This is a genomic window from Alicyclobacillus dauci (genome assembly GCF_026651605.1).
GTDB lineage: Bacteria > Bacillota > Bacilli > Alicyclobacillales > Alicyclobacillaceae > Alicyclobacillus > Alicyclobacillus dauci.
Genome location: NZ_CP104064.1, coordinates 1,004,752 through 1,031,374 on the forward strand (window position 1 = coordinate 1,004,752; position 26,623 = coordinate 1,031,374).

General features: G+C 53.2%; 28 protein-coding genes and 1 riboswitch. Of the genes, 22 read left to right on the plus strand and 6 right to left on the minus strand.

Annotated elements, in window-relative coordinates:
• Nucleotides 1-30: 30 nt before the first annotated feature.
• The gene (locus NZD86_RS04970; protein WP_268045388.1) at nucleotides 31-1,629 is read right to left on the minus strand and encodes an AMP-binding protein; all 1,599 of its coding nucleotides are present in this window, start codon (nucleotides 1,627-1,629) and stop codon (nucleotides 31-33) included.
• A 407-nt stretch (nucleotides 1,630-2,036) separates the two neighbouring features.
• Between NZD86_RS04970 and NZD86_RS04975 the strand changes: the two genes are divergently transcribed.
• The 10 genes from NZD86_RS04975 (at nucleotide 2,037) to tlp (ending at nucleotide 12,052) form a co-directional block, all read left to right on the plus strand.
• Nucleotides 2,037-4,046, plus strand: a complete 2,010-nt coding sequence (locus tag NZD86_RS04975) for an FAD-dependent oxidoreductase (protein WP_268045389.1) — start codon at nucleotides 2,037-2,039, stop codon at nucleotides 4,044-4,046.
• A 47-nt stretch (nucleotides 4,047-4,093) separates the two neighbouring features.
• Nucleotides 4,094-4,876, plus strand: coding sequence for an SDR family oxidoreductase (locus NZD86_RS04980; protein ID WP_268045390.1), 783 nt, complete (start codon nucleotides 4,094-4,096; stop codon nucleotides 4,874-4,876).
• A gap of 82 nt (nucleotides 4,877-4,958) precedes the next feature.
• A complete protein-coding gene (gene acpP, locus NZD86_RS04985) occupies nucleotides 4,959-5,213 on the plus strand; it encodes an acyl carrier protein (RefSeq protein ID WP_268045391.1) in 255 nt (84 codons plus the stop codon).
• A gap of 121 nt (nucleotides 5,214-5,334) precedes the next feature.
• Nucleotides 5,335-6,981, plus strand: a complete 1,647-nt coding sequence (locus tag NZD86_RS04990) for a class I adenylate-forming enzyme family protein (protein WP_268045392.1) — start codon at nucleotides 5,335-5,337, stop codon at nucleotides 6,979-6,981.
• Between the two features lie 39 nt (nucleotides 6,982-7,020).
• Nucleotides 7,021-8,247, plus strand: coding sequence for an acyl-CoA dehydrogenase family protein (locus NZD86_RS04995; protein WP_268045393.1), 1,227 nt, complete (start codon nucleotides 7,021-7,023; stop codon nucleotides 8,245-8,247).
• A gap of 1 nt (nucleotide 8,248) precedes the next feature.
• A complete protein-coding gene (locus tag NZD86_RS05000; protein WP_268045394.1) occupies nucleotides 8,249-9,277 on the plus strand; it encodes an alcohol dehydrogenase catalytic domain-containing protein in 1,029 nt (342 codons plus the stop codon).
• 68 nt (nucleotides 9,278-9,345) lie between these two features.
• Nucleotides 9,346-9,984 carry a hypothetical protein gene (locus NZD86_RS05005; RefSeq protein WP_268045395.1) on the plus strand — a complete coding sequence of 213 codons (639 nt, stop codon included), beginning with the start codon at nucleotides 9,346-9,348 and terminating at the stop codon, nucleotides 9,982-9,984.
• A 55-nt stretch (nucleotides 9,985-10,039) separates the two neighbouring features.
• The gene (locus NZD86_RS05010) at nucleotides 10,040-10,234 is read left to right on the plus strand and encodes a hypothetical protein (RefSeq protein WP_268045396.1); all 195 of its coding nucleotides are present in this window, start codon (nucleotides 10,040-10,042) and stop codon (nucleotides 10,232-10,234) included.
• Nucleotides 10,235-10,731: 497 nt separating this feature from the next.
• The gene (locus NZD86_RS05015; protein WP_268045397.1) at nucleotides 10,732-11,688 is read left to right on the plus strand and encodes an ATP-binding protein; all 957 of its coding nucleotides are present in this window, start codon (nucleotides 10,732-10,734) and stop codon (nucleotides 11,686-11,688) included.
• 127 nt (nucleotides 11,689-11,815) lie between these two features.
• Complete coding sequence (gene tlp, locus NZD86_RS05020; RefSeq protein WP_268045398.1) at nucleotides 11,816-12,052, plus strand: small acid-soluble spore protein Tlp; 237 nt, start codon at nucleotides 11,816-11,818, stop codon at nucleotides 12,050-12,052.
• 39 nt (nucleotides 12,053-12,091) lie between these two features.
• Here the strand turns inward: tlp and proS are convergent, their stop codons facing one another.
• Nucleotides 12,092-13,543 (minus strand): proline--tRNA ligase, encoded by a 1,452-nt coding sequence (gene proS, locus NZD86_RS05025; RefSeq protein WP_268045399.1) that lies wholly within the window; start codon nucleotides 13,541-13,543, stop codon nucleotides 12,092-12,094.
• A gap of 112 nt (nucleotides 13,544-13,655) precedes the next feature.
• Between proS and NZD86_RS05030 the strand changes: the two genes are divergently transcribed.
• Complete coding sequence (locus NZD86_RS05030; RefSeq protein WP_268045400.1) at nucleotides 13,656-14,714, plus strand: metal-dependent hydrolase; 1,059 nt, start codon at nucleotides 13,656-13,658, stop codon at nucleotides 14,712-14,714.
• Nucleotides 14,715-14,718: 4 nt separating this feature from the next.
• Here the strand turns inward: NZD86_RS05030 and NZD86_RS05035 are convergent, their stop codons facing one another.
• Together NZD86_RS05035 and NZD86_RS05040 are read right to left on the minus strand one after the other, a co-directional pair.
• Nucleotides 14,719-15,123 (minus strand): helix-turn-helix domain-containing protein, encoded by a 405-nt coding sequence (locus NZD86_RS05035; protein WP_268045401.1) that lies wholly within the window; start codon nucleotides 15,121-15,123, stop codon nucleotides 14,719-14,721.
• Nucleotides 15,124-15,150: 27 nt separating this feature from the next.
• Nucleotides 15,151-15,729, minus strand: coding sequence for a GNAT family N-acetyltransferase (locus NZD86_RS05040; protein ID WP_407655241.1), 579 nt, complete (start codon nucleotides 15,727-15,729; stop codon nucleotides 15,151-15,153).
• A gap of 81 nt (nucleotides 15,730-15,810) precedes the next feature.
• Between NZD86_RS05040 and NZD86_RS05045 the strand changes: the two genes are divergently transcribed.
• The 6 genes from NZD86_RS05045 (at nucleotide 15,811) to codY (ending at nucleotide 18,391) form a co-directional block, all read left to right on the plus strand.
• Entirely contained in the window at nucleotides 15,811-16,038 is a 228-nt protein-coding gene (locus NZD86_RS05045) for a helix-turn-helix domain-containing protein (protein WP_268045403.1), read from the plus strand.
• On the plus strand, nucleotides 16,031-16,285 hold the full coding sequence (locus NZD86_RS05050) for a helix-turn-helix domain-containing protein (protein ID WP_268045404.1): 255 nt from the start codon (nucleotides 16,031-16,033) through the stop codon (nucleotides 16,283-16,285). The genes NZD86_RS05045 and NZD86_RS05050 overlap by 8 nt, the downstream gene beginning before the upstream one ends.
• Entirely contained in the window at nucleotides 16,275-16,610 is a 336-nt protein-coding gene (locus tag NZD86_RS05055; protein ID WP_268045405.1) for a hypothetical protein, read from the plus strand. The genes NZD86_RS05050 and NZD86_RS05055 overlap by 11 nt, the downstream gene beginning before the upstream one ends.
• Before the next feature lie 45 nt (nucleotides 16,611-16,655).
• The gene (locus tag NZD86_RS05060; protein ID WP_268045406.1) at nucleotides 16,656-16,844 is read left to right on the plus strand and encodes a hypothetical protein; all 189 of its coding nucleotides are present in this window, start codon (nucleotides 16,656-16,658) and stop codon (nucleotides 16,842-16,844) included.
• 63 nt (nucleotides 16,845-16,907) lie between these two features.
• Nucleotides 16,908-17,210, plus strand: a complete 303-nt coding sequence (locus tag NZD86_RS05065; RefSeq protein WP_268045407.1) for a YerC/YecD family TrpR-related protein — start codon at nucleotides 16,908-16,910, stop codon at nucleotides 17,208-17,210.
• Nucleotides 17,211-17,602: 392 nt separating this feature from the next.
• On the plus strand, nucleotides 17,603-18,391 hold the full coding sequence (gene codY, locus NZD86_RS05070; RefSeq protein WP_268045408.1) for a GTP-sensing pleiotropic transcriptional regulator CodY: 789 nt from the start codon (nucleotides 17,603-17,605) through the stop codon (nucleotides 18,389-18,391).
• A 249-nt stretch (nucleotides 18,392-18,640) separates the two neighbouring features.
• Here the strand turns inward: codY and NZD86_RS05075 are convergent, their stop codons facing one another.
• Nucleotides 18,641-20,011 carry a dipeptidase gene (locus NZD86_RS05075; protein WP_268046796.1) on the minus strand — a complete coding sequence of 457 codons (1,371 nt, stop codon included), beginning with the start codon at nucleotides 20,009-20,011 and terminating at the stop codon, nucleotides 18,641-18,643.
• A 229-nt stretch (nucleotides 20,012-20,240) separates the two neighbouring features.
• Here NZD86_RS05075 and NZD86_RS05080 point away from each other — a divergent pair, with 229 nt between their 5' ends.
• The 5 genes from NZD86_RS05080 to ribH all read left to right on the plus strand — a co-directional run bounded on the left by NZD86_RS05080 (nucleotide 20,241) and on the right by ribH (nucleotide 25,147).
• Entirely contained in the window at nucleotides 20,241-21,107 is an 867-nt protein-coding gene (locus NZD86_RS05080) for a serine O-acetyltransferase (protein ID WP_268045409.1), read from the plus strand.
• Between the two features lie 235 nt (nucleotides 21,108-21,342).
• A riboswitch (FMN riboswitch) is annotated at nucleotides 21,343-21,487 on the plus strand.
• A 130-nt stretch (nucleotides 21,488-21,617) separates the two neighbouring features.
• A complete protein-coding gene (gene ribD / locus NZD86_RS05085; RefSeq protein ID WP_268045411.1) occupies nucleotides 21,618-22,754 on the plus strand; it encodes a bifunctional diaminohydroxyphosphoribosylaminopyrimidine deaminase/5-amino-6-(5-phosphoribosylamino)uracil reductase RibD in 1,137 nt (378 codons plus the stop codon).
• Nucleotides 22,755-22,758: 4 nt separating this feature from the next.
• A complete protein-coding gene (locus NZD86_RS05090; RefSeq protein WP_268045412.1) occupies nucleotides 22,759-23,412 on the plus strand; it encodes a riboflavin synthase in 654 nt (217 codons plus the stop codon).
• 30 nt (nucleotides 23,413-23,442) lie between these two features.
• Nucleotides 23,443-24,666, plus strand: a complete 1,224-nt coding sequence (locus tag NZD86_RS05095; RefSeq protein WP_407655214.1) for a bifunctional 3,4-dihydroxy-2-butanone-4-phosphate synthase/GTP cyclohydrolase II — start codon at nucleotides 23,443-23,445, stop codon at nucleotides 24,664-24,666.
• 13 nt (nucleotides 24,667-24,679) lie between these two features.
• Complete coding sequence (ribH, locus tag NZD86_RS05100; protein WP_268045413.1) at nucleotides 24,680-25,147, plus strand: 6,7-dimethyl-8-ribityllumazine synthase; 468 nt, start codon at nucleotides 24,680-24,682, stop codon at nucleotides 25,145-25,147.
• A gap of 59 nt (nucleotides 25,148-25,206) precedes the next feature.
• On the opposite strand, the gene NZD86_RS05105 is transcribed toward ribH, so the two are convergent.
• Nucleotides 25,207-26,466, minus strand: a complete 1,260-nt coding sequence (locus NZD86_RS05105; RefSeq protein WP_268045414.1) for an MFS transporter — start codon at nucleotides 26,464-26,466, stop codon at nucleotides 25,207-25,209.
• Nucleotides 26,467-26,623: the final 157 nt, after the last annotated feature.

Here is a 26,623-nt window from a genome sequence, read left to right on the forward strand (position 1 = left end):
GGATCCTCCTCGTAAAGACGTTACTGACGTTCACGATGCTGACTTTTCCAATTGGAGTTTCTCCGTGATGTCGTTTCGCAGGACGTACTTTTGAATTTTGCCGCTCGCGGTGCGGGGCATTTCGTCTATGATTTCAATGCGCTCAGGCCAGTAAATCTTTGCCATGCCGCGAGCCCCTAAGAAATCCGTCACTTGCGATAGGTCGAGTGACTCGAATCCATCTTTTAAGACGACGTAAGCACAAGCCCGTTCGCCCAACCGTTCATCCGGCATGGAGACGACAGCAACATCGGCCACGGCTGGATGTTGGTACAGAAGATCCTCGATCTCGACAACCGGAATCTTTTCACCACCTCGATTGACGACGTCTTTCTTGCGGCCGGTAATCTTGAGGTAGCCATCTTCATCGATCACGGCCAAATCCCCGGTATCGTGGAATCCATCCTTCGTGAATGTCTGTTCATACCAATCGTGGTGATGGAGATAGGTCACGAACATGGCCGGTGTTTTGATCTGGTAGTTGCCTTCTTGACCAGGTGGCATTGGGTTTCCGTTATCGTCAGCGATGCGAATTTCCATACCGTCGATGACACGTCCGTCTGTCCCCCAGAGCTTTTCGGGTGGATCGTTGGGTCGGCCCACGGTTACGAGACAGGCCTCGGTGGATCCCCACCCTCCGACAACGGAGCACTGGAGCTTTTGGCGTGCTTCCTGCGCCAACTGTCTGGGAACTGCTGCGCCGGTTGCGATGAACAACCGCAAACCTTTTGGCGGAGCGTCACTGCGGGTGATATCTGCAAGGAACGGCATGGCAGCTTGCACAAATGTCGCGCCGTACTCTTCGATAGCTTTCTTCGCTGTTTCAACGGACCAGATGGACTGATACACACCTGTTCCACCTATGTAAAAGGATACGAGCATGCCGTAGAGGAAGCCCGTTTGGTGTGCCAAGGGCGAAGGGACCCAAATGTTGTCCTCCGACGTCAAACCAAGCGTTGTCGTGTGCGCAAGGAGTGCGCTCGATAGCGTCTGGTGTATCTGAAGAACGCCTTTTGGTTCGCCGGTTGTACCGGATGTGTACAGCAGTTCAGAGTATGTCGTGGCCGTCGCACGACGGGCTGCCAGCACTTCGGCGGGCGCTGACGTGTCCGCCAGAAGACCACCCATGGTCGACTCCGCTGGACGACGAACGCGCTGGCTCATGACAAAGACGTGTTCTAAATTAGGCAACTCGCCTTTAATGGAGGAAACCATCGGTTCGTAAGAAAAACGTCGAAACTCGTCCGGGACAATCAGTAAACGACTTCCGGAAGATTGCATGATAAAGGTCACTTCGCGCTCACGAAGCGATGGAAGCAGTGGGCACGGTGTTGCGCTGGTGCGCCACAGAGCAAGGGTGAGTACAATAAATTCCCAACTGGTTGGAAGTTGGTAGGCGACGGCTTCGCCGGGTTTGACGCCGAGATCGATCAATTTGGTGGCGCAGCGATCAGCCAGGTCACTCAACTCTCTATAGGAAAGAATAATCGGTTTCTCGACACTCAAGTCGATGACGGCTGCCTTATTTGGATTGGTACGTACCGTCTCATCAAACTTATCAAGAAACAACGGTGCGTTGACAAGATCCAAGGGAAGTCAACTCCTTTTAATGACGATGTCATAACGGACACGGGCTTAACTCCGACTTGGTTTTATGACCAGGTATCATGAGTTAGAATTGGCTTCGAAAAAGCTCGAAAAGTATCGAAAATGCGCTCTGTAAAAGGGTTCTTACACGTTGCATTCGATTCGTCTAGGGTTCATTCTAGCATTGTGAGATCGATTTTTTCAACACCAGGTGCTAATATCAGATTATAAGTTTTCGTAAAGATTCATGCCTGTGACATGGACAGCGTCTGTTTTTGTTCGATACACTGAGATTGACTTTATGAACGAATATTGGGACATCTAAGATGCGAGCTTCTTGTTATGAGCTCAAAATGAGCACAAAATCCGAAAACGTTCAATCTGACAACCTCAACAAAGGAGCAAATCGGATGAGGGTCATCGACGAACTGCAAGTTAAGTCAAGGGCGCTGAGCCTCTCTGGCCGCATTGGGTCACTGGAGTTGCCGCACCGGATTCTCATGGGATCGATGCACATGGGACTCGAGGGTCAAAAGGACAAGCTCGAGCAACTTTGTGACTTTTACCAAGAGCGGGCACGGGGCCAAGCTGCCCTCATCATCACCGGCGGCGCTGCTGTCACGCCAGCTGGCGGTGCGGATAACATGTATGTCCTATCACGGGACGAGGATGTGGAAGCGCTCGCCGCATTGCCGCGAGCTGTTCACGAGGTGGGGGGCAAAATTGGCCTGCAGCTATTCCACTCGGGGCGCTATGCTGTGTCGGAAGAGATCGGTGAGCAGCCCGTCGCACCGAGCGCCATCGCGTCGAGAATTACCAGGGAGACACCTCGTGCCATGACGCTGGAGGACATCGAAGAGACCGTCTTAGCGTTTGCCTCGGGAGCGGAGAAGGCGAAACGTGTGGGGTATGACGCTATTGAGATCATGGGCTCGGAAGGTTATTTACTCAATCAGTTTTTGTCACCCGTTACGAATCATCGCGAGGACGCTTACGGCGGGAGCTTTGAAGGCCGTATGCGAATTAGCATTGAAGTAGTTAGGGCAATCCGGGATAGAGTGGGACCTGACTATCCCGTTATTTTCAGAATGTCAGGATTCGACTGCATGCCGAACAGCACAACGCCGGAAGAGACGATTCTGTTTGCTCAGGCTCTGGAAGAAGCAGGTGTTGATGCGCTAAACATCGGTATCGGCTGGCACGAATCACGCGTTCCTACGGTACAGCAGGTTGTTCCGCGGGGAGGTTTTGCAGCGGTTGCCGGAGCCATTCGCCAGCACGTTTCCATCCCGGTCATTGGCGCGAACCGCTTAAATGTTCCGGAAGTGGCAGATGAACTCATCGCAGACGGGTATCTCGACTTCATCGCACCCGCGAGACCGTGGTTGGCCGATGCTGAGTTTGCCAAGAAAATACTCGCGGGGGACAGAGCCGGATTAAACGTGTGTATCGCGTGTAACCAGTCCTGTCTCGATCACACCCTTGTTCGCCCACACTTACCAGTCAGTTGTCTCGTCAATCCGCGTGCGGGACAGGAGACATTGTGGCCCATGGTGAAATCTCATGCATCACGCAAGGTGGCTGTCGTAGGTGCAGGACCTGCTGGGCTTCAGGCGGCTGTTACGGCAGCACAGCGCGGTCACGATGTTGTGTTGTACGAGCGCGAGAGTGAACTCGGCGGTCAATTTCGGATGGCCGGTCGCATTCCGGGCAAGGACGAATTCTACGAGACCATTCGCTACTACACTGAAATGCTTGAACGGCTGTCGGTTGTGGTTAAAATGCAAACAGAGCCGACAATTGAAGAACTTTCATCATTCCATCACGTCATCATCGCACAAGGTGTCGTTCCTCGAATTCCGGAAATTCCAGGGCGGGACTTGCCCCATGTGGTAAACTACGCGCAAATCCTCAATGGAGAAGTGCAAGTGGGCAATCAAATCGCTATTATCGGTGCGGGCGGCATTGGTTGCGATGTGGCCACCTTGCTGGCTGAAGGACGTCACGCCAAGCCCGCAGTCGAGTCATTTTTCCGCGGCCAACAGCTTCCAGAGCCGCCGTCCATTCCACGGGAAGTGACCGTTCTCGCCCGCAGCAACCGATACGGCAACGGGATCGGACGGAGTACCCGGTGGGTTGTCAAACAAGAGATGCAGCGCCTCGGGGTCCGCGTAGTCATGGAGTTCCAGTGCCGTGAAATCACGCCGGAAGCCGTTGTTGGCGAGACACCTGAGGGGGCTGTTGTCATCCCCGCAGATCAAGTCATTCTGTGTGCTGGGCAGGAATCAGCATCTCATTTTGCAGAACAATTAGCGGAACGTGTTCAAGTTCACGTTGTCGGTGGCGCAAGAGAGAGCAAAGGAATTAACGCGGCGAGGGCCATTCGTGAGGCATTTGAAGCCGCCTATCAGATTTCGTAAGACTTCGGGAATCAGGTTTTATCTTTCAGGATAGAGGAGTTGTCGAAGTGGCAGGTTTGCTCGAAGGAAAGAAAGCATTTATCACAGGCAGTAGCCGCGGCATCGGTCGCGCAACCGCTGTAGCCATGGCCCGTCAAGGTGCGGACATCGTCATTCACTACCGTCGTGACGCGGAACAGGCAGAAGCAGCCGCAGATGAGGTGCGCGAACTGGGCCGCGAAGCGTTGGTTGTGAAGGCGGAACTGGAAAGCCAAGAGGAAGTGAACGCGGCGTTCGACGTGATCGAACGGGAATGGGGCCACTTGGACATTTTTATGGCCAATGCTGCCGCCAGTGCGTTCAAGCCGATTGACCAACTGAAGGATTATCACCTGGACAAAACATATCGCGTCGTCCTTCACAGCACCGTCTTCGCCGCACAGCGTTGCATTCCGTTGATGAGCGGCAGGGCTGGGCGTATTATCACGATGTCGAGCATGGGCAGTGAATACACGCTGCCACGCTATACAACCCTGGGAACGGCTAAGGCTGCGCTCGAGTCTTTGACGCGCTACCTTGCGTCTGAACTCGGTCCAAAGGGCATCACGGTCAATGCGCTCAACCCAGGTGTTGTTGATACAGAATCCGCTAAGTTTTACGGCGGCGATCACAACGACGAGTACCACGCCGACGTCATCGCGCATACACCACTGGGCCGTTTGGGTACAGCGGAGGATGTCGCAGATGCCGCCGTGTTCTTGGCCAGTGACTTGTCGCGCTTCATCACGGGACAAGTGATCAAGGTCGACGGCGGGCTCACCCTTTTAACCGGCGGCTTTGAAAGCTTCTAATCGAGTATGACATCTGGACCGTGTGCGGTCTTGGACAACAAACATGTGAGATCATCCAACTATAGAAACGGAGTCGATATTGATGGCAGAAGCACTAACAAAGGATCAAATCACGGAGAAAGTGGTTAAGGTTGTTTGCAATCAACTTCAGGTGGAAAAGTCCGAAGTGAAGCCAGCGAGCTTATTTGTTGACGATCTCGGCGCGGACTCCCTCGACCTGACAGAACTAGCTGTCGCTTTTGAAGATGAGTTTGAAATCGAAATTCCCGAAGCGGACTTTGGTCAACTGTCCACGGTTGCTGGTGTCGTCGAATACATTGCTGGTCGCCTCGCTTAATCCATCTTTTTACTCAGCGGGACAGTGAGCAAGCAGCAAAGCTCACTGTCTTCGTCCATTTTCATCTCTGTCAGATCACGCTCGATAAAAACGGGTTGGTCCAATAAAGGGGGAGTACGAGATGTTTGACTTTCAAGGGAGGACACTGTCCGAAGCACGGGCCCAGGAGTACATCGACAAAGGCTACTGGCCAGACGAATCGTTTGTCGATGTCTTAGCGCGAGACGTAGAGCTATACCCTGACCTTGTCCACAAAGATGAAGAACGAAGCCTCACGTACAAAGAACTGTGGGAAGAAGTCGAGTCGCTCGCTGCCGAACTGTACGCGAGAGGCATTCGCAAGGGTGACACCGTTGCTATCCAGCTCCCAAATGTACTCGACTATGTGGTAGCCGTCTTTGGGATCGCGCGCATTGGTGCGATTGGTGTGTTGCTTCAGATCGATCTCGGCCGCGAAGCCATCCACGCAAGTCTCGAACGGTCCAAGGCTAAGGCATGGATTATCGCCGATAGCTTCCGCGGACAGCCACTCTACGAAATGGCATTGGAAGTTCAGCGAGAACTTCCAGAGCTGCAGTACGTCATTTTGCAGGGAGACCCGTCGCGCGCGCCGAGCGATGTGTTGACCTTCGCACAACTGCGCAGCAGCGAGAAGGTGCTGTCTGATGCGGAATTGGCCGCAAACCGGCCAAGTCGTCTCGACGCGTTTTTGATGGTCTTCACGTCCGGCACAACCGGATCGCCAAAGGGTGTCGTTCAGCTTCACGCAAACTACCTCTGGGCTGCGCGTGCATACGCCAAAAACTTTGGTTACGAAAGTGGCGACGGCGTGCTTGTCTTGGCGCCTATCTGCCACCAGACAGGGATGCTTGCAGGGGTCATGATGCCCATCACAACGGGCGGCCGCATTTTGTTGCTTGAGCGGTTTTCCGCGAGTCGCGTGATCAAGTGGATCGAGGCAGAAAAGCCCGCTTTCCTAGTGGGCGCACCGCCGCACGTCATTCACGTGACGAACTCGCCGAACTTGAAATCTGCTGACACGTCCAGCGTCAAGCTGTTTATCTACGCTGGGGCACCCGTCCCGAGCTCTGTTCTCGAACGCCTGCAGGCTGACGGCGGGATCAAAGTGGGTGGCATGTTCGGTTGGACTGAGGGATTTGTCGCTACGGCAACACGCCCAGACGATCCGCTCGAAGCACTCAGCGGAACCGTCGGTTTTGTCGTTCCTGGCGTGGAAGTACGCCTGGTCGACGAAGACGGAGAAGATGTGAAACCTGGCGAACCAGGTGAAATGTGGTCCCGTGGTCCGAACTTCAGCGCCGGTTATTATGAAAATCCAGTAGCCGCGAACCGTCAGTGGGACAAGGATGGTTGGTTCCACTCTGGTGACGTCTTGCGTCAGGACGAAAACGGGCGCTTTAAGTTTATTGCACGCGCCGACGATATCATCAATCGCGGTGGTACCAAGATCGATCCGAAGAGCGTCGAAGACGTGATCTCCGCGCACCAAGCCGTCCAAAACGTCGTCGTCGTCGGCGCACCGGATGACACATTGGGACAGCAGAGTGTAGCGTGTGTCGTCTTACAAGAGGGTGCAGAACCGTTCTCCCTGCCGGAACTCCGTGATTTTCTTGGACAACGCGGGCTTGCCAAGTTCCAGTTCCCGGACAGGCTGGAGTTCCTCACCGAGCTGCCAACGACGCACTCTGGGAAAATCAAGAAAAAAGATCTGCGCGAGCGCTTTCGCCTCGAAGCAGAAGGCAAATAAATCACAGCTAACGACTTTACTTTGCAAAGGGGGAGAAGGATGAGCATCTTAAACGCTTCGGAACGGGACGCCATCCAGTTGAACCATTTAGCGATAGACCAAGATTTGATTCAGCGTGCGAACGAAATTCGCAATCGGGTGATCCAGTTCCGGGAGGAAGAGGGTAAGGATTGGGCCGAGCGGATCGAGCGGACGGAGACACTGCCGAAGGAACTGTGGGATCGCATGCGAGAATTGGGATTTCACAAGTTGACGCAGCCCAAGTGGGTTGGCGGTGAAGGACTGCCACTGACGCTTTATTTCCCGATTCTCGAGGAAATCGCGCATTGTCACGGGTCTATCCGCATGATTTTCCACGCGTACAACAGCATTTGGCGTACGGTCGGACAAGGCACCAAGGAGCAGCAGGAATACTGGCTCAAGAAGTTGGTTGACGAAGGTTCCTTGGTTGCTTTCGCACTCACGGAGCCGGACAACGGCACCGGTATTGATTTGCGGACGACGGCCACACCTGAGAACGGCAAGTTCATCCTCAATGGCCGCAAGCATTTGATCACATTTGCGGAAGAGGCCGGGGTCATCGCGGTCATTGCCAAGATGGAAGGCGGCGCGGGTCGCGGCGGATTGACGGCCTTTCTCATTCCGCAAGGACGCGCGGGCATGAAGCTGGAACCCATGCCTCACATGATGGGCGACAAAGGTTGCTCGCACGCCGTCATCACGTTCGAAAACTGTGAGGTCTCGGAGGACGAAGTGCTGGGCGAGATCGGTGAAGGATTCGGTGTGGCTGTTCGGGGCTTTCTTGACCAAAGCCGCGCTTGCATCGCCCAAAGTGCCGTCGGCCTCGCACAGGAGGCGCTCGATGCGACCATCCATTTTGTTCGTCACCGCACGACATTCGGCAAGGCCATCGCCAGCCGTCAAGCAATCCAGATGCGGCTTGCCGAGATGCAAATCGCAGTGCAAGGCGCGCGACTCCTATGCTTGGATGCGGCTCGCAAGTACGATCTCGGTCAAGACATCTCCTTGGAGGCTTCCATTGCCAAGGGTAACGCCATCCGCATGGTAGGCGAAGTGACGGACGGTGCTCTGTCCCTCTTTGGCGGCATCGGCTATGCAGTGGGCAGCCCAGTGGAGCGGTTGTATCGCGACGCGCGTTCCCTCTGGTTCGAAGAAGGTACAGCGGAAATGCAGAAGATGACGATTGCCGAAGCACTCCTGACCAACGCACGCCGACGCGAGCGGGAAGAGAAGAAGAACGGTTAATATGCGTGCGGTCGTTTTTTCACCCGACACTGGCTTTCGCGTCACCGATGTCGAGACACCTGTTGCCGCACCCGACGAGGTCGTACTTCGTGTTGCTGCCTGCGGTGTCTGCGGCAGCGACAGGCAAGTGGCCAGCGGCGAGTCAGCGCCCGCTGGCACGTCGTTTCCCTTGGTGATGGGCCACGAGATCGCAGGGTACATCGTCGCGTTGGGCTCGGAGGTTGAGCGATGGTCCGCGGGAGACGACGTCGTCGTTTACCCGTTCATCGAATGTGGTACATGTGCGGCCTGTATACACGGACAAGCTAACTTGTGCGTGCGACAAACGTGCATTGGCTACGCACGGCAGGGCGGATTTGCCGAACAAGTTGCCGTTCCGGCCAAGCAGCTCGTCGCGAGACCGAAGGCCGTCTCGGAGACTTCGGCGGCGTTGCTCGTTGATGCATTTGCAACGCCCTATCGGGCGATGAACGATGCTGGTGTTGAGAGCGGGCAGACGGTCCTCGTCATTGGCACGGGGGGCCTGGGACTCGCAGCCCTGCGTCTTGCTCGAGCGTTTGGTGTTCGCAGCGTGGGCGCCGTCACACGGCGTCCGGAAGGAATCAGCACCGCGACGCAACACGGAGCGGACATTGCGATTTCCACGGACGAACCCGAGCGGTCCATGGCGCGTCAACTTCGCCGGTGGGCGGGAGCTGGTGGAGTGGATGTCGTAATCGACACCATCGCGTCAACTGGTACCCTTGCCCTTGCTTTGGAGGTTGTTCGTCCCGGCGGAACCGTGGCCGTCGTCGGCATGTCGGAAGATGAGGCGATGTTTCCCGTGGCGAAGACGGTCCGGCGAGGAACGCGGATTGTTGCCAGTTATGGATCGCGAATTGAAGATGTGAGGAAGTTGATGGACTGGGCTGCTTCTGGTCGGCTCGATCCGTCACAGCTCATCGCCGGGATCGTCCCGCTCGATCAGTTGGAGAAGGCATTTTCCGGACAGCGCTCATCTGGTCGGTGGGTCATCACGCCGAATTCGTAGACGCGACGGCGGCGTACACGCTGTGCGCCGCTGTTGCTTCACCTGGTAGCCAAAAGGTGGGACAGCGAATGACAGGAGAAGTGAGTGTCGGCATGTTGTTTCGAGCGTGTGAGGCCTTATGGCGGGATGTAAGGTACCCCGTCATGGAAAGGTCACATAGCCTGGAACAACAAATGCAGCAAGCGCTTCAAGCTGCACGGGACAGCACGGAGCTACTGCAAATCTGGCTGTGCGATCTTCTTCGCGTTGAGCAGGAACCCATCACCCTGGCAGGCGTACGCAATGCGCTGTTTCACGTGTTTGATCACTTCAAGGACAGTGTGTGTGAAGCGTCACGACACGATTGGCACGCTCTCATCGTTAACGAGCCATGGAAGGCGCGACGAAGGATTCATGAATTGCTTGCAGAGTACCCGAGCACGCCCGTGTTGACATCATACTACTGGCGAACGGACCCATGGAGACAGGCGTGGTTTCCCTTCGGAGAGACCTTCTGGCAGTTCCGTTTAGCACCCGATGGAACAGACGTCGTGGCCACATTTTCCACATTTGCTGATGTCATAAGAGCGGCACCCGACGGACAGGGAGTCCCAACGAACCGATGGCTGGACGAAATGCGCCTGGCGGTGATTTTGGAAAGTGGGGAAACGATACTCTACCCGGAATTAGTCGCACGGGAAACGCCAGGCTGTTCAAGTCACCCGTGACGGCCTATGTTTTCGCCTAACGGTAGTGTAAACTGTCCAAGTGGGGGGATATGTTATGGAGAAACGTCCGAATCCGGTACGCGCACGGAAATGGCTGTTCATGCTTGGTATTTTAGGCGCGATTATTGTCTGTTTGAGCATTCCTGTTTACCACGTAGACTCCGGTATATCCATTGTCGGCTATGTAATCGGCTTTGTTTGCCTATTGCTGGCTGGAACGGCGATGTTTACGAAGAACGAAAAGAAATAAAGGGGGACAACGCCCCTGAGTACTGGAATGATGTTCGTCCAGACGGGGAACGTTGCTTCTCCCATTATGACTCAAGCCAATCACCTCGAAACATCCGACAGAGCAAGTCGCAAAACGACTCTCCAGGTCCCATCCTCTTTTCAAGACTTGGACACTCCAATTATCCCTATCGTCGTCAATCAACAGGTCTTACTACGCTACTTGTGGTATAACTAACTTAAGACAATTATTTCTTGTTCGCTTCGTGTGTGATATGGTAGCCTTACGATTTTCGTGAGAATTAATCTGGGAAAGCGTGGTGGCACGGTTAGCAGGCCAGTCGGCTTGGCTAGTTTGATATGAATCGCGATGCCATCCGAGATCGTACCATGACTGAAATGCTTCCGGTATCTTATTTTTTGATCGATAGGTCTTTCCACGTCATCAGGCAGTCCAATGATGCAATTCGGGTCTTTGGAAGACTGAAGAACCTCCTTCATATAGTGGATGGGGAAAGCGTGTCGAAGTTCAGATCCTTCCTACGTCCGGAACAAGGAGACACGCATTTTGAAATTCATATGAGTACGTTGCACAAACAGCTTTCTCTCTATGAGGCAACGACTCGCTGGCAAAATGCTCGATATGCAACAGTCGTCTTGATCAAACAGGACAATAAGGTTGATGAACTACGGCAGATGATCTATCAGCTGCGCATGCGCCTGGCAGAAGCCGACCTTGAGTTGGGCAAAAAGACACAGGCGCTTGAAGAGACGCAGGAAATATTGCACCAGCGGACAAATCAGAGCGACAAACACGCTGTGATTGGTAAACTCGCGGCGGGAATTGCTCACGAGGTACGCAATCCTTTGACCTCCATCAGAGGCTTCATACAGTTGCTCATGCCGCAGTTACAATCAATCGGCAAAGAGAGCTATGGGGAGATTCTGCTCTCTGAAATTGACCGTGCAAATGGCATCATCAGAGAGTTTCTCAGTGCCGCAAAACACGATACGGCCATGACGGCGGAATCTGTCCATGTGGGAAATCTGTTGCATGAGATGTTTTTGCTGTGTCAGGGTGAGGCGACACTCAAGGGATGCCTACTTGATGTGGATTCCGCGGTTGATGCACACGTCGTGATCGACGAACGGCAATTGAAGCAGGTGTTGTTAAATATCATCCACAACGGCCTAGACGCAATTGAGTCGCAGACAAGTGACGGTCAAGGTAAGCTGAGTGTAAAAGCGTCTGCGGATGATGAGCACGTACGCATTGTTGTTCAAGATAATGGAGTCGGGATCTCCGATAAAACGAAACATTATTTGTTTTCTCCTTTTTACACAACAAAGCCGCATGGAACGGGTCTCGGTTTAGCCGTTTGTAAGCGTATTGTGGAAAGCTATGGTGGAAGAATCGAAGTCCGTAGCGAACTCGGCGTCGGAACGGAGTTTGAGTTGATTTTCCCTCGTAACTAGGTTTTCTTACGGGGGATCATTTAACACGATGATCAATTGGTCATTTTGCCAATTGGTCAGCAACATAATTCTCCCATTCCTGCACACGCTGTGAGGGCACAAGACCAATTACAGTGGAGGTGCTTGGATGGCGAAGCCAGATGATCGTTCGGACAACGTGGAACGTTTGCAACATGCGATTAGCAATACCATGGAAAATCTTCGTGAGTCGGAGGATTTCCTGCGGGCGCATAAGGGTGAAATGCACGCTACCGATGTAGCCGATCTCAAAGCAAAGAATGAACGCCGCGAGGAAGCAATTGAGGGATTCCGTTCGGAAATCAAAGATGAGGCTGACTATCAGGCTGGACAGTCGCATCGATAAAAAAAGGCGCATGAGGTGATCTCATGCGCCTTTTCGTGCTTAGTATGACTTCGCAAACCACACAGCGTGTTTTGCAGGCTTACCGCAGTTAACACAATTTGTGGGTTGTGCCGGGGGATCGAATGGGATATTCCGGCTCGTTGCGCTACATGCATCTTTTACCGCACGTTCGCATTCGTCCGATCCACACCACCCGGCGAGTACAAATCCCCGCTTATCATTGATATAGGATGTCATTTCTTCCAGGTTCTCAGCAGTGTACGAATGGTCTTCACGGAACGTTTTCGCTGCCTCGAACATGTCGTGTTGAATGGTATCGAGAAGTGAAGGTAAGGCCGTTTCCAGCTCGGAAATCGGCACAAATTGTTTTTCCCCCGTATCCCGGCGAACAAGGACGACTTGTTGGTTTTCCAAATCGCGCGGCCCAATTTCCAAGCGAATGGGAACCCCACGCATTTCGTATTCGTTGAACTTCCAACCTGGGCTCACATCGTCTCGTGCATCCATGCGAACACGTAAACCCAAACCCTGCAATTGGTTGAGGATGTTGCCCGCAGCCTCGACGACCGGTTCACGTGATTTTTGCGGCCCAATTGGGATGATGATGACTTGCGTTGTTGCGACTTTGGGAGGAAGAGACAGTCCACGGTCATCCCCGTGAACCATGATGAGTGCTCCGAGCAGACGCGTGGAAATCCCCCATGAAGTTGTATAGACGTGTTTCAGTTGATTGTCTTTGTCGAGATACTGAATATCGAATCCCTTGGCAAAGTTTTGACCAAGATAATGCGACGTACCAGCCTGGAGAGCTTTACCGTCTTTCATGATGGCTTCGATGGAGTATGTATCGACAGCACCAGCAAATTTCTCACTCGGGGTCTTCTGCCCTTGAATGACCGGAATAGCCAGGAAGTCCTCCACAAAACGCGTATAGATGTCGAGCATCTGCATGGTCTCGGCACGAGCTTCGTCCTCGGTTGCATGGGCAGTGTGCCCTTCCTGCCACAAAAATTCACTTGTCCGAAGGAAAGGAAGCGTACGCTTTTCCCAACGCACAACGTTCGCCCATTGGTTTAATAGCACCGGCAAATCACGATAGGATTGAATCCACTGCGCGTACATATGGCCAATCATCGTCTCCGATGTAGGTCGTACAGCCAATCGTTCTTCAAGCTTGTCCCCGCCCGCTTCAGTCACCCAAGGCAATTCGGGATTGAAGCCTTCTACGTGTTCCTTCTCTTTTTGGAAGAAGCTTTCAGGAATGAACAGGGGGAAATATGCGTTTCTGTGACCTGTGCGCTTAAATTCCTTGTCCAGCTCACGTTGGCAAGCTTCCCAAATCTCGTATGAATCAGGTTTGAAAACAATACAACCGCGAACTGGCGAGTAATCCATCAGGTCAGCTTTTTGGATTACATCCAAATACCAACGAGAAAAATCCTCGCTTTGCGGGGTGATTTCTTTCACAAATGCTTTATTTTCCTTCGCCATGACGTTCCTCCTAAGGCAACGGTGTCCTTCTTGCCATCTTACGGAATGCAACAATCCCCGTCAATTACGGCATACTGGGTGCACAAGATTTAAGTCCCGTGGGGGTGATGATTTGGACACTACAGCACATGCCGTTGTCGGTGCGGGTGTTTTTGCCACGTACGCAGCATCTGGTTCTTCACTCGGTACAGGAGTTGCTATTGCGAGTTTCACGGCAGCGGTACTGGGTGCGGAAGCACCGGACATCGATATCGTTTATCAGTTGTTTCGTGGGCCGGTAGCGTACCTCTACCAGCATCGCCAAATTTCTCACAGTTTGCCAATGTGGTTTGTCTATTCGTTTGTCATTGCCGGTATCGTTGATCTGTTCGCTTCCGGCCACTTTTGGTTATATTTTTGGCTTTCTCTCGCCGGTGTGCTTACGCATGTTGGAACGGACATGTTAACAACGTATGGAACACGTGCTTTTTGGCCGTTTACAAATCGACGATGGCACGCGGATTGCTTGTTCGTTGTCGAACCGATATACATCATTCTGTTCGTGATCGGGCTTGTCCTCGTTCAACTTGGCAGTGCTTTCGTTCCTACAGTTATTTTCCTCGATCTCGTCGCCATCATCTACACTTTGTGGCGCATCGTACTTCGGCTTTGGCTGGGACGGATATTAACCACCGCTCTCGCTCCGGAGGAAAGGGAGATATGGCGTGTTATACCAACAATTTTTCCCGTTCCGCACGGGTATAAATACGTCGTGAAGAACGGGCTTGACTACCGCTTAGGGTCGTTCACGTGGACGGGAACACCAGTGGAAGAAGCACGCATTACTTCACAATCAAACCCTGCCGTCACATTTGCGCTTAAGCATAGCCGTGTCGGACGGGCTATGGCATGGTTTTCACCGACCCTCATTGCTGACACGCGGCAAGACGGAGCATGGACTGTGGTTAGACTGGCTGATGCGTCAGTGCGGTACGGTGACAGCTTATGTTTCAGCGGCGTGATCGACTTAGCGAAAACCAAGCACGACGATTTTACCGTGATTCACGAGGGGCTGCGCGCCCAGGACCTTCATACGCAGAAGCTATGGCATGATTCGTTTCGAGCAGTCGGTGAACGTATTCGCTTGTATATCCCCATTCCCAGAGGCTATCGTTCGAAGAGCAGAGATTAGCTTCTTAGTTGTCGTGATCGTATTTCGCGCTTCGATCTCGCAAGTACTTGGCGATTGCCTCGAGCAGCTTGGACGGATCATCCAGAGCTTTGTCCTCGACCAGTCGCTTTGCAATTTCCTGGTAGGTTTGGGTGGCTTCGGACGCCACTTGTAGGTCGTCATCCGGATCGTTCTCAGGCCTATCGAGAAAGTACTCAAGAGGTACCCCGTACGCTTGGGCAAGTTTCACCACAACAAAAAAGGATGGATTTGGACGGGTGCCATTTTCAATGGCACTTAAATGGCTTAGGGAGATTCCTGCGAACTCTGAGGCCTGGGCGAGTGTCCAGGACTTTTGCTCTCGTAAGATGCGCAGTTTTTGTCCTAACTCCACGTCGTCATCATCCTCTGGGATAGTGTAAAAACTCATCTGTCTACAAATGTAGAATTTTAGTCCTCATTTGGTCAATGGTGAGGTGTCAAAGATTTTTATAAGATCGAAAACGTAAAGGGATATGTTCGTCTGGGTTTCCCACTGTCGTCTGCGCAAAAATTTGTACCATGGGCTATTTGGCATGTCACTAGTAACCTCGCAACAAGACCATGGCAGATTCAACATGGCTCGCCTTGCACGGGTGTTGTCTAGAGATATAGCATACACCACTTTGTTGGCTTGGTATTGAACGGCGGCTGTTGCATGTAAACGACTTTTCAACTGCTGATTTAGGCCCACCCCACGTGCGTGATACGACAGATATGACCCACCTTCGACGGCTGTTACGTCGTCAGGAGCAAATTCAGCCGGCACGCGCACGATAGTGCCATAACCAATTGCTTGTTCGTGGTTGCTCGCAAACATGACTTCAATTTGTCCATCCTCGAGCCACCCGCGCAAATCCCACTGATCCAACCACGTCTCAAACGCGCCAAGGGAACGCAGATGACTTGGCCATGAGGTGTCTTGGTGGTCAGCGGCATACAGACGTCGCATGGCATCCATATCATTTGTAACAAATCGAATGTTTTTAAAGACCATCACATTTATTTCCTCAATTGAAAAATAGTCGTATCGATTCCCCGACAATTCTGGTATCATTTTATACAATCGTAGAAAACTTTGGAGTGGTTCAAATTGGGGGAACTTGCTCAGCGGTTAAAATATTATCGCAAATTGAGGCGGATGTCAGTTCGGGATTTGGCCAAGCTGGCACATGTCAGTATCAGCTACATTTACGCCATTGAAGCAGGTGCTCGAGGCAGTAATGCGACAAAACTCGGACAAATTGCCGAAGCGCTCGGTGTGCAGTTAAGCGACTTGTGGGGGGATTCTCGAACCGATGACTGACCCTTGGCACGACCTGCGCGACAGACGATGTCGCAAGGGCATGACACAGATGGAATTGGCCTACCGTATCGTGTCACAAGCGCAGATGTCCCTGATCGAGCAAGGGGTCGTCATGCCGAGTGAGAAAGTCATCTCGCGACTGGCCGTCCGTGTGGGCTGTCATCCGGATATATGGCTTGAGGCTTGGGCCCCACATCGAACACAAGTGGACCTGAAGCGTCAGTTGGCGTTCGTTCGTGTCGAATAATCAGATGGCACTCGCCAGGCTGTTGCAGCCGGAAAACGGCCCAACTGTTCTCGATCACGCGTGTTATTCGCAGTGGCTACACGCAAAGGATGGGGAACTTGACGGACTTCACGCCAGCCTTCAAGTGATTCGAACGCTTGTCCATGCGTCCGACGGCAAATATCTTCCTTTGCGGATGAAGAATCGAGGGGACGTGCGTCTTCACATCGTCTTAGCGCTCACGGAGGCTCAGCTGTGTATCCGCCTTCATCGTCATCTTGCAGCGACCACATGGCACACCTATGCAAGGTCCCTCATGCCGGAAATACCGCGATTCTGGATGTGACCCTACTACCGCTCGAAGGTGTACAATACACGCGGAGGGGATGTTGTGGCTACGGAAGAACAGGTCGGGTACGAGGATGCCATGAGACAGGTGCACAGGGCGCTGGAACGTCGACTTCATCACTTAAAAGACCAATTAAAGGACACAGATGAGGCAGACAGTGTACACGAGATGCGGGTTCGGGTCAGCGAACTAGAGCATGTGCTTAAAATCGTCGACTCCCTTCACCGCTAGGAACAACGCACAGTTTTTGATACAATAAACTTCAGTACGTTTCTGCTGTAAAGGGTGAAAGTGATGGCGTTGGATAAATTGCGGTCCAGGGAAATAGAACGTTTATTTCAGGCGATTTTGTCTCTACAGTCTGAGGATGAATGCTTTCAGTTCTTCGACGATCTCTGCACGATAGGCGAAATTCAATCTCTCGCACAACGACTCGAAGTTGCTCACATGCTTCGGCAAGGTGCCACATATCACGCTATAGAGGAGCAGACAGGTGCCAGTACCGCGACCATCAGCCGTGTCAAACGATGCTTACACTATGGCGCGGATGGGTATCGATTGATCCTGGATCGTCTAGATGGTAGCAAACAGGAGTAATCCACGGATCTTGGTCTATTCTTCCTTAAGTTTGAACTTATTGAAGGAGTGCGTATTGAATACGCGCAACTGGCTCATATTTATAGTGCAACCGCATTCACGTAGTACCCGCTTTATGGCGGGTCTATTTACGTTTCCGATCCGATTTGACATTTTTCGCGCTTCTTTGTAGTCTTCATACTGGTGTGTATGAATTGTGTTCTGGCGGCGAATAATTTACACAAGATATACAATTCTTTCATTTCGAAATTGCAGCGTAACAGTGTCTGGGTATGATAGAGTATATAGGCGTGTCCGATGAAGTTCCTAATTTTAGCGTACCGCCGGTAACCACTTAGTCTATTGGTACCTGCTGCTCAAGTTGTTATTTCTCAAGTTAGGGGAAGAGACCAGTGAATTTGTTAAATAAGGTACAAGAGCTAGGTCAATTGTTGCATAGCTCAAACGAGCAAGTAGAATTTCATGAGATTGCTGAATTCCTCAGCAAAATTATGAGCTGTAATGTCTATATTGTTGGACGCAAAGGGAAAATTCTTGGCTACGGCGTCGCCGAACACGCGTTGACTGAAGAGTGGCTCGATATCATGACCAAAGATGAACGGTTCCCGGGCGACTTCAATAAACACTTGCTTCGCGTGGAACAGTCGGTTGTCAATTTGGGCGATTCCGATAAAGAACCGTTCTACGTATTCTCACCGGAAGAGAACGAATCGTTCCGCAGCAAGTACATCAGTATCACGCCAGTCGTCGGTGCACGTGAACGCCAAGGTACACTCGTATTTGCTCGTTCCGAGCGGCCGTTCGAAGAGGATGACATCGTTCTTGCTGAATACAGCGCCACGATTGTTGCCCTGGAAGTCGTACACGCACGCCAGGAACAAAAAGAAAACGAAAGCCGTCAACGTGCTTTGGCACACTTGGCTGTAGAGTCACTCTCGTTCTCGGAACTCCAGGCAGCAAAATATTTGCTCGATGCTGTTCGCGAGTCATCAGACGGGATTGTTGTCAGCAGTCAGATTGCCGATGAACACGGTGTAACGCGCTCCGTCATCGTCAACAGCATTCGGAAGCTAGAGAGTGCTGGTACCATTGAGAGCCGTTCGCTTGGCATGAAAGGAACACACCTTCGCGTTTTGAATCACTACGTGGAAGACGAGATCGCGCGCCAATTCGAGCGTTAATCTAGTTTTAAAACGAACACGGACAAGGCTGACCGAATGTCTCTCACGGAGAGGGATGCGGGGCAGCCTTTTTTGTGTGTTATGGCAATCGGTTGATGGATGGTAGTTGTTGCAGCTGGCGGTCATAGCATCTGAGGGCAAAGTGCATACCGCGGGTCCGTCATACCACACCGTGTTCCGCGTCGCCACATGGCGACGCGGGCGGCAAACAAGCTCACTCAAACAGCACATAGGAGGCCGTGCCCTGCTTCACAGGGCATTGGCGAGGTGCTTGTAGTAGTAGCACAGCGTGCGGAGTCCCTTGTCAAAATTGTCGAGGGAGAAGTGTTCGTTTGGTGCGTGGAAATTCTCGTCGTTTAGACCGAATCCCATGAGGACAACAGGGATGTGGAATAGCTGGGAGAACGTTTCAACGACCGGGATCGATCCGCCCATTCGCGTAAATACTGCCTTGATACCGTAAGCGTGGGTATACGCGTCGGCAGCCAATTGAATGGCCGGATGGTCGTATGGTGCAAGATACGGGTGCCCAGTATCGGCTCGCGTAAACGTGACGGTGGCACCTTCTGGTGTGTGTTTCGTGATGTGGGCCTCGATTTTATCGAGAATGTTCTTTGGATCCTGGTTTGGAACCAAACGACAGGTGATTTTGGCGTGCGCCTCGTTCGGGATGACCGTTTTTGTGCCTTCACCTTGGAAGCCACCGTAAATCCCGTTTATCTCCAGTGTTGGCCGGGCCCATAGGCGCTCCAATGTCGTGTAACCTGGTTCACCATGGAGTGCGGGTAGGCCGAGGGATTTGCGGTAGGCTTCGTCGTCGTGGTCGAGACTCGCGTATTCCTTTTGCTCCGCTTCCGAGAGCTTGGCTACTCCGTCGTAGAAGCCGTCGACGGTGATGGTGCCATCCGGGGAATGCAGAGAGACGAGAAGTTCGACGAGAGCGTGAATGGCGTTCGGCACGGCACCGCCGTAAATGCCGGAGTGAAGGTCCGTGTTGGCGGTTTGAAGATCGATTTGGCATGCTGCGAGGCCGCGTAATCCATAGCAGATGGACGGTTGGTCAGGGCCGAGCATCGTCGTGTCGGAAATGAGCACGAGGTCAGCGGCAAACTGTGATTTGTGGGCTTCCAAGAAAGAATCGAGATTTGCCGATCCGACCTCTTCTTCACCTTCTATGCAAAACTTGATGTTGACTGGGAGTTCGCCTTCCACTTGGAGGATGGATTCAAGCGCCTTGATGTGCATGAAAGTCGGCCCTTTGTCGTCGCTGGCACCACGGGCAAAGATTTGATTGTCGCGGATGTCCGGTTCAAACGGAGGAGTTTTCCAGAGCTGGAGCGGATCGACCGGCTGGACATCGTAGTGCCCGTAGACGAGAACGGTGGGTTTCCCCTCTACGTGGAGCCAATCTGCGTAGACGACGGGATGACCGCCTGTTTCCATGATGGCGGCGTGATCGAATCCTGCTTTTGTCAGCGCGTCGCGGATAAATTCAGCAGCTTTTCGGACATCCGGTTTGTGCTCAGACAGTGCGCTGATACTTGGGATGGAGAGAAGCTGAGTCAATTGCTTTAGATGCTCTTCTCTGTTTGCTGTGAGATGGCGTTCAATCGCTTCCATGGTTGATTGAGTTGACCCCTTTCCACTTGGTGGAACCTGTACCTGTTCCTTGTCCAAGAGCATACCGCAAATGGAGGATGGAGGAAAAGGCCGAACGGGGGCTTCACAGAGTAACTAATCCCGACTTTTGTTCTCGGTTTGCAGAGTTTTACGAAAGTGGATGACGTTGTATACTGGATTTGGAGATTCTGAACTGGCGCCACGCACGGTAGCGGGGGAGAGAAGACGAATGAACAGCCATGAAATTGCAAGTCATTTAAAAAAGAATAGTTGTCGGATGTTCAAAGGCCGTACCTGTCATCCCGAACCAGACGCAATTTGTGAAATTGTGCTTTTGACTCGTGCAGCGTTGTTACCAAACTATTTCGAATCACAAGCTGATGATACGCTTGATGCGACCATTGAACGCTTGCATCAAGTTTTGACGGAACAGATACATCGCGCGACGTATCAAGAATGTATGCACAAGGGCGGAACGGAAGAAACGCATCAGTCTGCGAAAGATAAGGCAACCGTGTTTATCGAACAGTTGCCCACCTTGCAAGATATGCTGTACGAAGATGTCGTGGAAACCCTTCAGGGGGATCCAGCTGCAACCGGCAGTGACGAGATTATCCTCACCTATCCGGGTATCCTGGCACTCGGTATATACCGCGCTGCACATATGCTCGTGAAGGCGGGCGTCCCTCTGTTGCCGCGTATGATGACAGAGTACGCGCACCGCCTCACAGGCGTTGATCTGCATCCGGGGGCTACGATAGGCCGGAGCATCATGATCGATCACGGCACAGGCATCGTCGTCGGCGAAACAGCCGTTGTGGGGAATCACGTGAAGATTTATCAAGGCGTGACGCTCGGAGCACTCTACTTCCCCAAAGATGAACACGGGCTCATGATCCGCCAAGTAAAGCGTCACCCGACCGTGGAGGACTATGTCGTCTTGTACGCCAATTCCACCGTTCTCGGTGGTGACACGGTCATTGGTCATCACAGTGTCGTTGGCAGTAACGCATGGGTGACAGAGTCCGTTCCACCGTACTCGAAAGTCCTGTATGAAACAGAAAGCATTGTTCGGACACGCGAGGCGCACCAATAGGAGTGGAAATGATTCTAAAGACCCATTGAACAAATTCCATTCTGTGTGTTAAGTTCAAGTTACCCTTTACCCCTAATATGGCCACCTTCACCGGTGTGCCTTTTTTTCGTTGCGGACAGGCCGCTTGTTTGTCTTTCCTTTCTTGATTCGCTATGCTATTCATGTAATAAGTCCAACAAGGTTTACGGAAGATTTGAGTTGTTTGAGCCTATTTGGACAACTTCCATAATTGAATACGTTCCTTCGGGGCAGGGTGAGGTTGAGAAAACCAATTCCCGATCGGTGGTGACACGTTCCGCACGTGAAGTCCACGAGCTCGCAGAGCATGAACTGGTGTGAATCCAGTACCGACGGTATAGTCCGGATAGAAGAAGGAGATTGCCATTCGTCGCATCGATCACGGTTAGACGACAATGTTTGTTTGTCAATGTATCGTGGCGACCAGTGCTTTCTACCATCAATCTTTCTGCCCCCATGTTTCATGGGGGCTTTTTTGTTAGGGGGAGACGCATGGGCATCGATGAGTGGTTTATGCAAATGGCCTTGGATATCGCTCGCGTGAGCGTCGGTCAGACATCGCCGAACCCAAACGTGGGTGCAGTCGTGGTGAAAGACGGACGAGTGGTGGGACAAGGTGCGCACCTGTATGCCGGCGGACCCCATGCGGAAGTCCATGCTCTTCGGATGGCTGGCGAAGGCGCCCAAGGCGCAACCATTTATGTGACCCTTGAGCCGTGCAATCACCACGGGCGGACGCCACCCTGCACGGAGGCCATCATTGCAGCCGGAATACGGCGCGTCGTCATCGCCTCCGTCGATCACGATCCCCGCACCGCCCACGGCGGCATCTCCCGCTTGCAGGACGCAGGACTCGACGTCACAGTCGGCATTCTGGAGGAGCAGGCGAATCGGATGAATCGGGTGTTTTTCCACCGGATCGATACAGGTCGACCGCTCGTTGTCTACAAGGCAGCCACGACGCTCAGTGGCCACGTCGCTGCAAACTCTGGGCACAGTCGGTATGTCACAGGTGATGCTGCCCGGGCAGACGTGCAGCGGATGCGACTCGAGCACCCGAGCATTGCAGTGGGGGTGCAGACCGTTCTTGCAGATGACCCGCGACTGACCGTTCGGGGCGAGGACGGTGCCGCATCGGAGAGACAACCCGTTCGCGTTGTCTTCGACTCTGTGCTGCGCACGCCCACGAACGCTGCAATGTTCCGGGAACCGGGACAGACGCTCATTCTGTCGACGGCCGAGGGTGTGGCCAGCCGGCCCCATGAGGCCGACAAATTACGAGCAACAGCGGGCGTCGAAGTTGTCGCGATCACGGCAACAGATGGACGCATCAATTTAGTGGAAGCCATGCAGTTTCTCGGTGCGCGCGGTTTTAATTCGATGTTGCTCGAAGGCGGGCCAACGCTTGCAGCCAGCTTTTTCGCTGAGCGTCTTGTCGATGAGGTCCGGATGTATGTGGCACCAAAACTGCTGGCGAACGGCTTGCCAGCTCTCCAAGGTGTTGAGACGTCGGATATGGGCCAGGCGATCCGCTTATCGAATGCAGTCTGGCAGCAAATTGGTGAAGACCTGCGGCTCGACGCAACTGTTCTTTATACCGACGAAGCTGTTTTCCGCGGAAGTAGGTGAATCGATGTTTACAGGTTTGGTTGAGGAGTTGGCAACTATCCGTCAGATTCGCGTTCGTTCTGATGGCGCGGAAATAGAATTGGACGCTCACCGTATCATGAGCGACATGAATCTTGGTGACAGCATCTCCGTCAACGGCATCTGTCTCACGGTGGTTCGCATGCAGGGCGATGCATTTCTGGTGGAAGCCGTTCCGGAAACGCTGCGTCGGACAAACCTGGGTCGACTGAGTGTGGGCGACAAGGTGCACGTCGAGCGCGCCATGCCAGCGGGTGGCCGCTTCGGTGGCCACATCGTCTCCGGTCATATCGACGGCACGGGCCGCGTCTCAAAGGTCCAGGAGGAGGGGGTTGCCCGCGTGTTCACCATCGAAGCGGGGGCGGACATCCTCAAGTACATTGTCGAAAAAGGTTCAATCTGTGTGGACGGAGTAAGTCTGACGGTGATGGACGTGGACGACAGAGGCTTTCGCGTCGCCATCATCCCGCACACGAGAGGTGAAACCCGGTTCGGAGCAACGAAGGTCGGTGATGTCGTCAACTTGGAATGTGATGTCATAGCCAAATATGTTGAACGATTGCTTGGATTTGGGCAGTCGGCTCGAGAACCGGCATCGGCATTGAGTTTTGAGTTCCTGCAGAAAAACGGCTTCGCGTAAAGACACAGCGCGGTTGATATCCAGACCCACATGCTAATTTGGAAAGAAGTGAACCCATTGATCTACCCAATTGAGGCAGCAATTGAGGATTTACGGGCAGGTAAGGTCGTCATTGTCGTGGATGATGAGGATAGGGAAAACGAAGGCGACTTTGTCGTGTTGGGATCAAAGGCGACGCCCGAGGTCGTAAATTTTATGATCACGCACGGTCGCGGTCTCGTCTGCGTGCCTATCACGGAGGACCGGGCAAAACGCTTGGGACTTGGGGCGATGATCGCGCAGAACACGGATGCGTATGGCACAGCCTTCACCGTCTCTATCGACGAAGCTAGCACACATACGGGAATTTCTGCGTTCGAACGCGCGCAGACCATCGCTTCAGTGGTCCAGGAGGGCACAACCGCGTCCGATTTTCGTCGGCCGGGGCACATTTTTCCGCTCATCGCCAAACCGGGCGGCGTCCTTCGGCGCGCTGGGCACACGGAAGCCGCCGTCGATCTCGCCCGTCTATCCGGCGCACCAGAGGTCGGCGTCATCTGCGAAATTTTGAATCCGGACGGCACGATGGCAAGACTACCACAGTTGCAGGACATCGCAGCTAGGTTTGATTTGAAAATTGTCACCATTGCCGATCTCATCTCCTATCGAAAGAAATCGGAGAAGTTGGTTGAACGTCAAGCCGAGGCCAAGCTGCCGACAGCCTACGGGATGTTTCGTGCGGTCGTTTACACGAACAAGTTGGACGATAAGGAGCATGTAGCCCTCGTTGCCGGTGACATCACGGCCGACGAACCAACGCTCGTCCGCGTTCACTCCGAGTGTCTGACAGGAGATGCGTTTGGTTCTCTTCGCTGCGACTGTGGTCCTCAATTGGTCGCTTCACTGCGGCAAATTTCCCAAGAGGGAAAAGGTGTCCTATTGTATCTTCGCCAAGAAGGGCGTGGAATCGGTTTGCTCAATAAAATTCGCGCGTACGCCCTGCAAGACGCAGGCGCGGACACGGTCGAGGCAAACCATCGTTTAGGCTTTCCTGACGACTTGCGCGATTACGGCATTGGGGCACAGATTCTTCGTGATTTAGGCGTTGGCAAAATGCGGCTGCTGACAAACAATCCTCGGAAAGTAAAGGGGATCACGGGGCACGGACTCGAGGTCGTGGAACGGGTACCCATCCAGATGGAAGAGAATCCGTACAACGAAATGTACTTGAAAACGAAACGGGACAAGCTGGGGCATCTGCTCAATTTATCATAATGGGGGACATACGATGAAGACATTTGAAGCACAGTTGGTTGCAGAAGGACAACGGATTGGCATCGTGGTATCGCGGTTTAACGAGTTTATTACAGGAAAACTGTTAGCAGGCGCGATCGACGCCCTCACGCGCCACGGAGTCAAGGACGAAGCCATTGAAGTCGCATGGGTGCCGGGTGCATATGAAATTCCGTTTGCCGCAAAGTTGATGGCGAAGAGCGGCCGCTTTGATTCGGTGATCACGTTAGGAGCGGTCATTCGCGGCGCCACACCGCATTTCGACTACGTTGCAGGCGAGGTCGCCAAGGGCGTGGCGCAATTGTCGATGACGACGGACACGCCTGTCATCTTCGGCGTCCTCACCACGGACACGATCGAACAAGCGATTGAACGCGCGGGCACCAAGGCGGGCAACAAAGGTTGGGATGCCGCAGTAGGTGCCATTGAGATGGCGAACCTGCGCAGGTTGCTGCAGGGCTAATGCATGGCTGACGCAGGGGACGTCTGCGTGTGGGGTGAACATGCGGCCAAGGGAAAAATCTACCTCTGCATAGATGATGCGTCTGATGCAGCAGACGCACCTCGGATCCGGGGCTTTGCCGCGACCATCACACTGATTGCGAACGGAACCATGGCAATCCAAAGAATATCGCGTAAAGGCAACCAAAACGACATGATGCCGGCGCTGACGAGGGCGAGCATTCGGGCACTCTGTTCAAGCAAATTGAACACGGTGCTCACGCGTCCAAGAACTGCGTCGGGCGTGCCCGTTTGGCGGAGTGTCAGTGCGTAGATGTCGTACATCACTCCGAACATGTCGCCGAACAACTGTGCGGCAAAGATAAACAGAAATGAGACGAAGAGGGGCCCCTGAGCCAAGGGAATACAGGCCGTTGCCAAGACCTGGCCGCCGAGACCAATGACGATGGTCGTACCCATCCCAACTCTCCGGGCAATGCGGCCGCTGAGTGCGGAGCCGACAAGTGCCCCAATCCCTCCCATCATGACAGTAACCCCGTACAAAGCAGGAGGCATGTGGAACGTTTTGATGCAATAGAGGGCGTAAAACGAGCCCACGAGTCCAAATCCGAACGAGATGGCTATCGTGACGATGAGCAAAGCACGCAGTCGCTCGCTTCCGCGCAGGACATCGATCCCGGCCCGAAGGTGTTGAAAGAGGGATTCAGACGATTCCTCAACTGTGCGTTCAGATGGCGTATTGATGCCGTTGCGCCAAATGAGAACGGCACCCGCGAGCAGTGCTACTTCGACCCAGAGGGCGTTGGTGGCCGGGAACACTTGTACCAACAGACCTGCGAGTGCAGGACCGACCATCTCCGCAACGGAAATACTGCCGTTTAACCACTGATTGGCAAGGGCGAGGTTGTCTCCGTCCAGAAAGGATGGCAAATACGACTCCACAGCACTTTGGTAGGCGAGCGTGGTGATACCGAGCAGCGCAACGACTGCCCACAATTCGCCTTGCTTTAGGTGGTTTGTCCAGAACAGAATGGGAACCATCGCGATCACGACGCCACGGACGATGTTCAACCCCACGAGAAATTTACTGCGGGGCAACCGATCGATCACAACACTCGTGAGAAACGCCGCTAGAAACACAGGTAAACTCTCCGCCAGCCGCAGGCCAACCATGCCGGCGGTCGATGTGCCGAGGACGAGGACAGCGATGAGGGGCAGTACTTCACGCGTCAACCGTCCCCCGATCTCCGCCAAACTCTGCGCCACCCAAAACGTTCTGAAGCCAGTAAACGATGGAAGCAGAATGCGTAAACGTGCCAATGGATTTCCCCCTTGTAATGGCACGTTGAGTTTACCAGCCTGGATATTTGCAAACAAGATGGAACAATCTGAGTTCTCTTACGGTATCCCAGTCACATGATGAGGACGGGCCAAACCAGCGCTCCCTTTGGTAGTCTGACCGGTGACCGTGTATGAT

What these genes read in the sequence shown, in the direction of transcription:
- NZD86_RS05080 (WP_268045409.1), top strand. Translation starts at nt 20,241, where the DNA reads ATGAACAGCCATGAAATTGCAAGTCATTTAAAAAAGAATAGTTGTCGG.
- NZD86_RS04975 (WP_268045389.1), top strand. Translation starts at nt 2,037, where the DNA reads ATGAGGGTCATCGACGAACTGCAAGTTAAGTCAAGGGCGCTGAGCCTC.
- NZD86_RS05050 (WP_268045404.1), top strand. Translation starts at nt 16,031, where the DNA reads ATGACTGACCCTTGGCACGACCTGCGCGACAGACGATGTCGCAAGGGC.
- NZD86_RS05095 (WP_407655214.1), top strand. Translation starts at nt 23,443, where the DNA reads ATGCTAATTTGGAAAGAAGTGAACCCATTGATCTACCCAATTGAGGCA.
- NZD86_RS05075 (WP_268046796.1), bottom strand. Translation starts at nt 20,011, where the DNA reads ATGGAAGCGATTGAACGCCATCTCACAGCAAACAGAGAAGAGCATCTA.
- NZD86_RS05005 (WP_268045395.1), top strand. Translation starts at nt 9,346, where the DNA reads ATGACAGGAGAAGTGAGTGTCGGCATGTTGTTTCGAGCGTGTGAGGCC.
- ribH (WP_268045413.1), top strand. Translation starts at nt 24,680, where the DNA reads ATGAAGACATTTGAAGCACAGTTGGTTGCAGAAGGACAACGGATTGGC.
- ribD (WP_268045411.1), top strand. Translation starts at nt 21,618, where the DNA reads ATGGGCATCGATGAGTGGTTTATGCAAATGGCCTTGGATATCGCTCGC.
- NZD86_RS05065 (WP_268045407.1), top strand. Translation starts at nt 16,908, where the DNA reads ATGGCGTTGGATAAATTGCGGTCCAGGGAAATAGAACGTTTATTTCAG.
- acpP (WP_268045391.1), top strand. Translation starts at nt 4,959, where the DNA reads ATGGCAGAAGCACTAACAAAGGATCAAATCACGGAGAAAGTGGTTAAG.
- proS (WP_268045399.1), bottom strand. Translation starts at nt 13,543, where the DNA reads ATGGCGAAGGAAAATAAAGCATTTGTGAAAGAAATCACCCCGCAAAGC.
- NZD86_RS04995 (WP_268045393.1), top strand. Translation starts at nt 7,021, where the DNA reads ATGAGCATCTTAAACGCTTCGGAACGGGACGCCATCCAGTTGAACCAT.
- NZD86_RS05090 (WP_268045412.1), top strand. Translation starts at nt 22,759, where the DNA reads ATGTTTACAGGTTTGGTTGAGGAGTTGGCAACTATCCGTCAGATTCGC.
- tlp (WP_268045398.1), top strand. Translation starts at nt 11,816, where the DNA reads ATGGCGAAGCCAGATGATCGTTCGGACAACGTGGAACGTTTGCAACAT.
- NZD86_RS05010 (WP_268045396.1), top strand. Translation starts at nt 10,040, where the DNA reads ATGGAGAAACGTCCGAATCCGGTACGCGCACGGAAATGGCTGTTCATG.
- NZD86_RS04990 (WP_268045392.1), top strand. Translation starts at nt 5,335, where the DNA reads ATGTTTGACTTTCAAGGGAGGACACTGTCCGAAGCACGGGCCCAGGAG.
- NZD86_RS05035 (WP_268045401.1), bottom strand. Translation starts at nt 15,123, where the DNA reads ATGAGTTTTTACACTATCCCAGAGGATGATGACGACGTGGAGTTAGGA.
- NZD86_RS05000 (WP_268045394.1), top strand. Translation starts at nt 8,249, where the DNA reads ATGCGTGCGGTCGTTTTTTCACCCGACACTGGCTTTCGCGTCACCGAT.
- NZD86_RS05040 (WP_407655241.1), bottom strand. Translation starts at nt 15,729, where the DNA reads ATGGTCTTTAAAAACATTCGATTTGTTACAAATGATATGGATGCCATG.